A 9,396-nucleotide genomic window follows, 5' to 3' on the forward strand; every position below is an offset into this window, starting at 1 on the left:
GAATGGAAATACAAAATTCATATGGCGCAGTGAGAGTTTTTTAAAAGAAAATCCACGTCTGGCATGCGAGCTACCGGACTTAACACGGTGTGACACGGTTAATCCCCAGAAATTAATTGCGTTTAAATGTAGAATTTTCTCGGCATTATGATCGAGGAGATTTCTATGAAAGTTATAAGATTTAACGAACGGAAACTTCTTGCGATCCTGCGACAGGCCTCTGTGGACTTGCCCTGGTGTTGCCACGTTAAGTTTCTCTGGCCGGAAAGGTCTGCGGCTCGTAGATATTCAGGCGACACCGGCCGCAATTTTCCATGCATCGAAAGCTTCGAGGCGATGGTATCGAATTGCTTGTGCGGCTCGGCGGCGGGACGGAACTGAAAAGCAATTGCGTGTTACGGAGTGCATGGAGACGAACCGTTGCAACGCTCCCGATGATCGGTGGCCTTGCATGGTTCGTTCCCGTTTTCGAAACGGCAGATGGCTGTTTTCAGCCCTATTATTGAGGCCCTTGTGCGACCAATGGCCAAGGCCGGGTGCCACTTCTGCCTTTGCTGCACCGTACGAGCGGAGCTTATCGGTGATGATCCGTTTGGGAGCAAAGTCATAGCGCTTCATTAACGCCACGAGCAGTTGCTTTGCCGCCCCTTTATCACGCCGCTTCTGCAAGATTTCTTCGAGAACGGTGCCGTTTTGATCCACCGCACGCCAGAGCCAGAATTTCTCTCCAGCGCATTTGACGACCACTTCGTCCAGATACCAAATATCGCCGGGGCGCGCCTGACGCCGCCGCAAGTTGCGAGCGATTTGGGGGCCGAACTTGGCGATCCAACGACGAACTGTCTCGTATGACACGTCGATTCCACGCTCAAGCAGCATTTCCTCAACTTCACGCAGACTAAGGTTGAACCGCAGATAAAGCCACACCGCATGAGCAACGATCTGTGGCGGAAAACGGTGACGCTTGAAGCTGATATCTGATGTCTGCATCGCCAAAATTTACGCCCAACCCGCTAGGCAGGCAACTGCAGCCCAGTTAACGTGACAACACCGTAGACTTCTATCCAAAAAACGCGAAGACAAAACATTTTAGAGTGTCATGGAAAGAACTGGCAGAATTAGTCACAAAGCACGGCAAAGAGAAATAGTGCGATGGGTATCTTCGCACAAATCATTGGTACGCTTGGAATGTTCGCCGGTGTGGTTGTCGCCGCGTTCGGGTTCACGTTGGTAGGCACAGGCGGCTTTCTGCTGCTGCCTTACGGTATCGGCCTATTCGTAGCCAATGCAATGCAGTCAAGCGTTCGTCGCAAGCAAAGAAGCGGCATGTTTCTGAGAGCAGTCTTCGAAAGCGGGTCATCAACTTGACTGTGGCTGTAGCAAAATTCGGCCCAAAGCGCTCATATCAGATGCGAGGTTTGGGGGCCGGTTCGCGATCGGAATCACCTGAATTTGGTTCGCCTTTCGGTTCGATCAGAAGAACCTTGACTTCATTCTCGGCTCGAGGGCGATGTACAACACCTTTAGGAACCACAAACAATTCGCCGGCTTTTACGGTGCGTGACGGCTCTCCTTCAACATCAATTTCCATTTCGCCTTCGATGACGTAGAAGAAATCATCAGTCGCGTCATGCTTGTGGAAAGGATATTCACCAATAAACCTGGCCACCATCACGTCATTTTCATTGTAGTCTGCGATGACATGCGGGTCCCAGTGGCTTGAAAATTGGTTCAGTTTTTCATCAAGATTGATTATTTTCATCTGTGTTTCCTTATTGTTAGACCGCGAAGGAGAAACGAAATTTCAGCTAACGACAGTCACGAAAGTGTTGTGCCACAGGAGATGACACCAGGTCTTGAACGATCGTGCACGGGTGACTGGGTGCGTTCTGCCCCATGGCAAGTCGGAATCCAGCGAATAGAGGCCTTTTTTTCAGGCGAAGCATATGCTTCCCATCGACACGACACTTATTCGATCGGTTACACAATTAATGGCGTCCAGAGCTTCGACTACCGCGGAACACGTTTGAACAGTACACCGGGGCGCGTGATTGTGTTGCATCCTGACGAAATTCATAATGGCGAAGCAGGAAACGAGCAGGGCTTCCACTATCGTATGCTTTATCTGGAACCAGCAATTGTCAGAGAGGCCCTAGGCCGACCGACCGGTGCGCTTCCATTCGTGAAAGATGCTGTGTTAGGCGATCCGAGATTGTTCAACGCCATACATTCCGCATTTGCGGAAATGGACGCGATGTTGGAGCCAGTTGCATTAGATGACATAACGGCCCGTCTAACAGATGGGTTGCTCGCATATGATGCTTCTACCAGGAGCTCCCAACGCAGTGTAATCGACACCAGAGCTGTGCGCCTCGCGCGGGAATACCTTGAGGCAAATATTTGCAGGACCGTGGCTTCAAGCGAACTTGAAAACGTTACAGGCCAGAATCGTTACGAACTCGCCCGCCAATTCCGCAAAGCATACGGGACAAGCCCGTATCGTTATCTCACGATGCGTCGTCTCGACCGGGCGCGTTTTTATATCGCAGCAGGCCTAACTTTAGCCGATGCAGCGATAAGCGCCGGGTTCAGCGATCAGGCTCACATGAACCGCCGGTTCAAAGCAAACTTCGGTTTGTCACCCGGCTGTTGGCAGCGCTTGATCGTAAGCTGATCTCAAACTAGCACTATTGGTGTCAACGAGGCGTCTAATGCGCGTCTGTCAGGGTCAGATGCGGCGGACATAGCGATGACCTAATGTGGCGCAAAGCCGCCGTCGTCGGGGCTCGCCCGAATGTCCTCTTACGATGAAATTAAGGCTAGCAATTATATGCGAACCCATCGTGCGAAATTGCGTTAAATTGGTTTGCATTTCGCCACTAACCCATTGATTCACAAAGGGCGTGATATACATCTTTTTGAAAAAATATTATATATCAATATATTGGCTGCGACTTTGACTCCGTTAGTCCTGGTTCGAATCCAGGTTCCCCAGCCAATTGATTTCATTAGATAACTTGCGATTTTCGCTCTTATTTTTCAGCTGTTTTGGTTTGTAAACCATGCAAACTGAAACTTCTTGGGAATTCTAACTCACTGTTTTTATTATCGATTAATTCCAGAACAGCGATACACTTTCCAAATCTTTTGTCACCAGCTGCTTGCCACTGCTTTTGAGCGGCATTATAGGATCGACCTGCTTGTGACTGAGACAGGGTGGGAAGCTGCCTGTCTGCTTTTGATCTAGGACAGGACGAAAGGCGAGAAGGCTTGGTTGCGGTAAAAGAGATCTTCGTGGTGACTCATACTGAAGCGGCCCATCACCTGACGAATAAGGTTGGGGGTTGGTACGACAGCGACTTAACTCATCTCGGCTCGCGAGAGGCAGATGTCCTTGCCGAACGCCTTGCAGTCATGATCGGTCCAGGCGAAGTCGAAATCTACAGTTCCGACCTGCGGCGCGCGTCTCAGACTGCCGCTGCAATCGCTAGGCGTATTGGTCAGACAGTGCAGGAGACCTCAGCCCTGCGAGAAATCAACTATGGGGTCGCAGGTGGCAAACCTCAAGATTGGCTGGATTCCCGTTATATCCCGGCGCCGGATGATAATCGGCTGGATCACGATTGCGGCATTGAGGGCGCCGAGACGCGGCGCGATGTCGCAAGGCGAGTGTTTCCTTTTGTCGACGACGTTGTGGGGCGTCCTTGTCAGACGCAGATCATCGTGACGCACGGATTTACGCTTAGCATGGTCGTCGCGGCGTGGATGAGAATCCCTATCGACGCGGCAGGTTTCGTGTCCTTCCCCGTCAAATCGGGAAGCATAACCCGGCTCAGACAGGACGATTTTTTCCGCAACCGAGCTGTCATCTCCATTGGAGACGTGACCCACTTTTCGGAAATTTAACGGCGGCGATGTGTGGTTCATATGCGGCAGGGCGGCCAAGGAAACTGTCGAACTCGGTCAACGGCTGCAATGGAGTGGGAAGCGGACTGGCGGCTTTAGATGAAAGATTGCAGACACCGGACATTCCCTGACTGCTAGGGTATCTGACAGACGAAAACCTGAAGGTTGCAAATAAATTAGCTCAGAGAAGTTGGCATATAGAAGATGTGACTTACGCAAGTGGCGACGCCCGCAATTATTACGGTGTTGTTCATGACCGGAAGCAAATTACGCTGAAGTAATTCCTCTCGCTTTTCATATCCGATCACCAGAGAATTGCGACTGGTGCTATATGACAATGCAGTCATTTCAGGGCCGCTCGTGTGTTACTGTCGTTCAAGAGGCAGTTTTTGAGGCGTTTAAGCAAAAACACCCGGGATATACGATGCGGGCTGTTAAAGTTTCGCCGGGTGACGGTGAAGGTAAGGCGCTACATGACAATCAAGTAAGAGAAGTCAGACTCAACAAAAAGTCTAGCCCTACGGATTTGAGCGATGTTTATTCGGATAAGGCCAAGTTCTCTTCCGCTAAGTTCCAGCTAAGCATTCAGGCTCAAAGAAACGGCACCCTCGGCTCATTTAAAGACATAAGGGAATATTTTAAAAGCAAGTCTAAAATGAACGATGGAAGCGTAATTGAATTTGATGGGAATGAGTTTGACAAAGTGTCTGGTGAAGTTAGAGTAGGCAAAAACACAAGAGTGATTGGCGTATTAGGATATAACAACGATGCAAGTGTAATAGACATAACCAGTGAAATTGAAACTGGGGAAAATGGACATCCAACACCTATATCTGTTTTTAAAGAGAGCGATGAAATATTGATCGATATTCATTCTGTCTTAAAGCTGAAAAAATGAAAATAAACATATTAGGAATAGCTATTGACCATATAAATACCCTTCATGATTACACTCATGAAGACCTAGAAAATGTAAAATTACGTAAGAAAATAGAACGCGATGTTTTTCTAACATTCTTTTTCCTACCCGCAATTGCGGCCGTTTTGCTTTCAGCCTTAGGCCCTATTTTAGATAAAGATACTTACACAGTCTCCGTATCGATCTTTGCGATATTCTCGGCGCTCCTGTTGAATGTGCAAATTGCGCTTTTCTCCATTTATCATAGAAATTGGACGCAGCTAAATGATGCCAATCTACAGGGCATGAAAAATAATAAATTAGAACTCAGGACGGCTTTTATTCGCCAACTAAATACAAATATTTCTTATTCGATTGTAATTTCTTGCTCAGCATTAATGATTTTCTTTTTTCTATATTTTTTCAACTTCTCATCATTTCTATATTCCAGATTATGCTATTTTATATTTATTCATTTTTTTCTAACCCTAATTATGATTATTAAGAGAGCGCACTCACTTTTTGATACTGAGTACGTGGAAAAAGGCAGTTAGGGCATAATTGCGCAAATATCTTCTCTCTTGATTTTGCTGCCTGTGGTCGTGAGTTTCCCTCCAAATGTACTCGGCGCTACTGTCACAGATTGCCTGAAGGGTAGCATTTGGACTACTTCCAACATTGGGAAGGCATTTGAGTAGTTCGCGAGGATGGCATGAAAATACCGGTCCAATTCATCACAACGCCTCTTGGAGAGGAACTCGCCCTCCTTCCCAAAGCCGATTATGAAAAATTGCTAGAAGTTGTCGAGGATTGCGAAGACATAAAAGCTGCCCGCAAATTCCGCACAAAGCTGCGGTCGGGCGAAGAAGAAATAATCCCGGCCGAATACGTCAATCGCATTATAGAAGGCGAGAATAAAAGTAACCGGTGTTCTTGCCCCACGTTCTGTTTGATTTTGTGTTCTGTCATTGAGAGTTAGCGAATGGACAGAACGGAGTTTCTCCATGGAGCCTCGAATGGAGTTTCTCTCAACGGATCAGAGTAAGCGTGACAGCCATCGTCAGTGGCCCGTTGATTTAAAAGCCCGGATTGTTTCGGAAAGCTTGCGTCCTGGCGTGAGCGTGCAGGAAATTGCCGGTCGCTACGGCGTGCGTGCGAACTATCTGTCTTCATGGCGCACGCTGGCACGTCAGGGCAAGCTTGTTTTGCCTTCGCCCGAAGATGATACGGAATTTGCGGCGATCATAGTAGCGGAGCCTGCAATTGAGCCGGTGACGCCACCATCTTAACGCGTTGAGATATTCTGCGGGGAAGTCATCATTCGGCTGGAAGAAGGTGTGTCTGCATCCCGGATTGCAGCTGTTGCAAGCGCGCTTGCGGCTCTCAAATGATCTTCCCTTCCAACCGGGTTCGGATCATGGTGGCTACCAAACCTGTCGATTTCCGTAAAGGCCATGACGGGCTTGCCGCGTTGGTGAAGAACGAATTACGCAAGGATCCATTTACTGGAACTGTATTTGTTTTCCGTTCGCGAAAGGCGGATCGGCTCAAGCTGATCTACTGGGATGGCACAGGTATGGTTCTGGCTTATAAGCGCTTGGAAGCCCATACGTTCAGCTGGCCAGAGATCCGCGATGGGCTAATGTCGTTGAACCATGCACAGTTTGAAGCTTTGTTTGCAGGGCTTGACTGGCGACGCGTCCGGGCGGTGGAAGTGAGAGCGCCGATTACGGTTGAATAGCTATTGAGCACTGGCCTGACAGCTGCGGCACGATGACTCTGACAACATAATAGTCAAGCATATCAAGGCCGGATTTGATAAGTTCGGCCCATGCTGGATGCCGCCGATCTTCCCAATGATATTGCTGAACTCAAAGCGATGCTGATCGCAGCAACAGCGCTCGGTCTTCGTAAAGATGATCGGATTGCGCGGCTGGAGAAGCTGGTTGCAGCCTTCAAACAGGCCGCTTTTGGACGCAAGTCAGAGAAGATTAATCCTGAGCAGTTTGATCTGGCCCTGGAAGACTTGGAAACAGCTATAGCGGCGATCCATGCAGAAGATGAAGCGGATACAGCTTCAGAGAAGCCTGCATCAAAGCCACGCGCCATCAATCGCGGTTCTTTACCAAAGCACCTGCCCCGCATTGATGAAGTAATTGAACCAGAAAGTCTGATTTGCGCCTGCGGTGGTTGTCTGCATTGCATTGGCGAAGATGTTTCTGAACGACTGGATGTGATCCCTGCGCAGTTTCGCGTCATTGTCACGCATCGTCCTAAATACGCATGCCGTGCTTGCACTGATGGTGTTGTGCAAGCGCCAGCTCCCGCCCGATTGATACCAGCAGGCTTGCCAACAGAAGCAACGGTCGCGCATGTGCTGGTTTCCAAATATGCCGACCATCTTCCGCTTTATCGCCAGGCCCAGATTATGGGCCGTCAGGGCATCGACATAGATCGCTCGACACTGGCTGACTGGGTGGGACGGGCAGCCTTTGAGCTGCGCCCTGTCTTTGATGCGCTGATTGCTGATCTGAAGCGATCAAGCAAATTCTTCATGGATGAGACGCGTGCGCCGGTTCTTGAGCCCGGATCCGGAAAGACCAAAACAGGATATTTTTGGGCTTTGGCACGAGACGACAGACCATGGGGCAGCAATGCCCCGCCCGGTGTCGCCTTCACTTATGCGCCGGGACGATCTGGCCAATATGCCGAACAGATAATGCCGAACAGATATTGAAGGGCTTCAACGGTATCCTGCAAGTGGATGGCTATGCAGGCTACAATCGGTTGGTCGCGCCAGATCGTGTTGGTCCGAATATACAATTGGCTTATTGCTGGGCTCATGCGCGTCGAAAGCTTATTGAGATTACGCGCACAGGCTCGTCCCCGATTGCTGAAGACGGTGTAAAGCGGATTAGCGAACTCTATAAGATTGAGGCTGAATTGCGTGGTCTCAATCCAGAAGCGCGGCTCGTAGCTCGTCAGGCACAATCAAAGCCGCTGATCATCGATATGCAAACATGGCTTGCGCATCACCGCGCACGCGTGTCGGCAAAAGCCCCATTGGGCGAAGCGTTGAAATATATCGCTAAATACTGGGACGGCTTGTGTCTGTTCCTGTCTGACGGTCGCGTGGAACTGGATAACAACAGCGTCGAAAGAACAATCCGGCCAATAGCATTGAGCAGAAAAATGCATTATTCGCAGGTCATGAAGCAGGCGCTCATAACTGGGCTACAATCGCCTCACTGATTGAAACATGCAAACTCAATTCAGTCGATCCGCAGAAATGGCTTACCACTACGCTCACAGCAATCGTCAATGGCCATAAGCAGAGCCGAATTGATGAATTACTGCCGTGGAATTACTCATGATGACGAACTTGATTGCCCGACCTTATACTGTCAGCGATTTTAACGGCTGCCTGGCAATATTCGATAGCAATGTGCCGACCTTCTTTGCAGCAGGAGAACGCGAAGAATTTTGCGACTTTCTGATCGGAAAATCTGGTGTGGAAGGCTTTTACCTGGTGCTCACGCTTAACGAAGACATCATTGCTTGTGGTGGATTAACTATCGATGCAAAAAAGCGTCAAGCTTCTTTATCATGGGGAATGGTAAGCTCAGAGATGCATCGAAAAGGCATTGGCACGTACTTGTTTAAAGCCAGGTTAGAGCAAGCTCGACATTTGCAAAACATAGATGAGCTAGTGCTTTCAACAAGCCAGCATAGTTCTGGTTTCTATGAGAGACTAGGATTCAGGGTCTCAAAAATTATGCCCAACGGCTTTGGACCAGGTTTGGATTGTTGGGATATGACATTACGTTGGGCTACAAACTGAAGAAACACTAATTCTCAATAGAGATTTAGACGCTGTGGCGCTGAAACAACGCTTACAGAGAAACTTAACGTGACAACACCGGAAATGGTAAAAGAACGCGGCACGAAACCGGAAACGCGCAAGAAGGAACTCAAAGCCCTTCTCGACGACGCAGAAGCCCCCGCTGCCCTTTTGCATCCAAACATGGCCAAGATTTATCATGAACAGATGGAAGCACTGCACGATCAGCTTCACAATGAAGCGACGCGGGCAAAGGCAGCCGAACGTCTGCGCTCACTCGTCAGCCGCATCGAACTGGTTCCGAACAATGATGAACTGATGATTGTGCTGCGCGGCGATCTGGCGGCGATCCAGACTTTTGCCTCTGGGAAGAAGAACCCGGACTTTCTTAAGCAAACGGCACTTCTGGCCGTTCTTATGGTTAGGATGCGCGAAGGCTTAAACGCAAAAAAGCCCTTCGTTAAGAAGGGCTTGGTGCAAGTGCAGTTATCGTTGGTTGCGGGGGCTCGCAACCACCGATACCGACATTCGCTTGAAGTAGCAATCTAGCAACATTAAAATTAGGCTCAGGACCCATTGATTTGAGAATGAAGAGCTGATTCAGTTTCGCTTGAGGAGACTGAACGATGAGCAATCTTTACTGGCTGAGCGAAGGACAGATGTCACGCCTTCGCCCCTTTTTTCCCAAGAGCCATGGACGACCACGCGTTGATGACAGACGTGTCTTGAGTGGAATTATCTTCATTCTTCG

Annotated in this window: 12 protein-coding genes and 1 pseudogene; 11 read left to right on the forward strand and 2 right to left on the reverse strand. The window is 49.1% G+C overall.

Features of this window, described 5'->3' with window-relative positions:
* Positions 1-288: 288 nt before the first annotated feature.
* Positions 289-990 carry an IS6 family transposase gene (locus ABE530_RS14770; RefSeq protein ID WP_499695003.1) on the reverse strand — a complete coding sequence of 234 codons (702 nt, stop codon included), beginning with the start codon at positions 988-990 and terminating at the stop codon, positions 289-291.
* A gap of 162 nt (positions 991-1,152) precedes the next feature.
* On the opposite strand from ABE530_RS14770, the gene ABE530_RS14775 reads away from it, so the two are divergent.
* Positions 1,153-1,368, forward strand: a complete 216-nt coding sequence (locus ABE530_RS14775) for a hypothetical protein (protein ID WP_499695004.1) — start codon at positions 1,153-1,155, stop codon at positions 1,366-1,368.
* 37 nt (positions 1,369-1,405) lie between these two features.
* Here ABE530_RS14775 and ABE530_RS14780 read toward each other — a convergent pair whose 3' ends face one another.
* Positions 1,406-1,762 carry a cupin domain-containing protein gene (locus ABE530_RS14780; RefSeq protein ID WP_499695005.1) on the reverse strand — a complete coding sequence of 119 codons (357 nt, stop codon included), beginning with the start codon at positions 1,760-1,762 and terminating at the stop codon, positions 1,406-1,408.
* A gap of 120 nt (positions 1,763-1,882) precedes the next feature.
* On the opposite strand from ABE530_RS14780, the gene ABE530_RS14785 reads away from it, so the two are divergent.
* From ABE530_RS14785 to ABE530_RS14830, 10 genes and pseudogenes are all read left to right on the forward strand, one after another.
* A complete protein-coding gene (locus ABE530_RS14785; protein ID WP_499695006.1) occupies positions 1,883-2,674 on the forward strand; it encodes an AraC family transcriptional regulator in 792 nt (263 codons plus the stop codon).
* A 596-nt stretch (positions 2,675-3,270) separates the two neighbouring features.
* Positions 3,271-3,906 carry a histidine phosphatase family protein gene (locus tag ABE530_RS14790; RefSeq protein WP_499695007.1) on the forward strand — a complete coding sequence of 212 codons (636 nt, stop codon included), beginning with the start codon at positions 3,271-3,273 and terminating at the stop codon, positions 3,904-3,906.
* Between the two features lie 337 nt (positions 3,907-4,243).
* Positions 4,244-4,804, forward strand: a complete 561-nt coding sequence (locus ABE530_RS14795) for a hypothetical protein (RefSeq protein WP_499695008.1) — start codon at positions 4,244-4,246, stop codon at positions 4,802-4,804.
* 712 nt (positions 4,805-5,516) lie between these two features.
* The gene (locus ABE530_RS14800) at positions 5,517-5,783 is read left to right on the forward strand and encodes a hypothetical protein (protein ID WP_499695009.1); all 267 of its coding nucleotides are present in this window, start codon (positions 5,517-5,519) and stop codon (positions 5,781-5,783) included.
* Positions 5,784-5,820: 37 nt separating this feature from the next.
* Positions 5,821-6,093 carry a transposase gene (locus tag ABE530_RS14805; RefSeq protein ID WP_499695010.1) on the forward strand — a complete coding sequence of 91 codons (273 nt, stop codon included), beginning with the start codon at positions 5,821-5,823 and terminating at the stop codon, positions 6,091-6,093.
* A gap of 98 nt (positions 6,094-6,191) precedes the next feature.
* Positions 6,192-6,545: an IS66 family insertion sequence element accessory protein TnpB gene (gene tnpB, locus ABE530_RS14810; RefSeq protein WP_499695011.1), complete on the forward strand. Its 354-nt coding sequence runs from the start codon at positions 6,192-6,194 to the stop codon at positions 6,543-6,545.
* A gap of 90 nt (positions 6,546-6,635) precedes the next feature.
* Positions 6,636-8,178, forward strand: a pseudogene (gene tnpC, locus ABE530_RS14815) (IS66 family transposase).
* The gene (locus ABE530_RS14820) at positions 8,175-8,645 is read left to right on the forward strand and encodes a GNAT family N-acetyltransferase (protein WP_499695012.1); all 471 of its coding nucleotides are present in this window, start codon (positions 8,175-8,177) and stop codon (positions 8,643-8,645) included. The pseudogene tnpC and the gene ABE530_RS14820 overlap by 4 nt, the downstream one beginning before the upstream one ends.
* 69 nt (positions 8,646-8,714) lie before the next feature.
* Positions 8,715-9,194, forward strand: a complete 480-nt coding sequence (locus ABE530_RS14825; protein WP_499695013.1) for a hypothetical protein — start codon at positions 8,715-8,717, stop codon at positions 9,192-9,194.
* A 77-nt stretch (positions 9,195-9,271) separates the two neighbouring features.
* Positions 9,272-9,396, forward strand: a 125-nt coding sequence (locus ABE530_RS14830; protein WP_499695018.1) for a transposase, incomplete at its 3' end; no start/stop codon positions are given.

The organism is Brucella sp. TWI559 (assembly GCF_039674265.1).
GTDB lineage: Bacteria > Pseudomonadota > Alphaproteobacteria > Rhizobiales > Rhizobiaceae > Brucella > Brucella chromiisoli.

Excerpts from the sequence above, each read along its gene's own strand:
- tnpB (WP_499695011.1), top strand. The coding sequence starts at position 6,192 with ATGATCTTCCCTTCCAACCGGGTTCGGATCATGGTGGCTACCAAACCT.
- ABE530_RS14795 (WP_499695008.1), top strand. The coding sequence starts at position 4,244 with ATGCAGTCATTTCAGGGCCGCTCGTGTGTTACTGTCGTTCAAGAGGCA.
- ABE530_RS14820 (WP_499695012.1), top strand. The coding sequence starts at position 8,175 with ATGATGACGAACTTGATTGCCCGACCTTATACTGTCAGCGATTTTAAC.
- ABE530_RS14780 (WP_499695005.1), bottom strand. The coding sequence starts at position 1,762 with ATGAAAATAATCAATCTTGATGAAAAACTGAACCAATTTTCAAGCCAC.
- ABE530_RS14770 (WP_499695003.1), bottom strand. The coding sequence starts at position 990 with ATGCAGACATCAGATATCAGCTTCAAGCGTCACCGTTTTCCGCCACAG.
- ABE530_RS14775 (WP_499695004.1), top strand. The coding sequence starts at position 1,153 with ATGGGTATCTTCGCACAAATCATTGGTACGCTTGGAATGTTCGCCGGT.
- ABE530_RS14805 (WP_499695010.1), top strand. The coding sequence starts at position 5,821 with ATGGAGTTTCTCTCAACGGATCAGAGTAAGCGTGACAGCCATCGTCAG.
- ABE530_RS14800 (WP_499695009.1), top strand. The coding sequence starts at position 5,517 with ATGAAAATACCGGTCCAATTCATCACAACGCCTCTTGGAGAGGAACTC.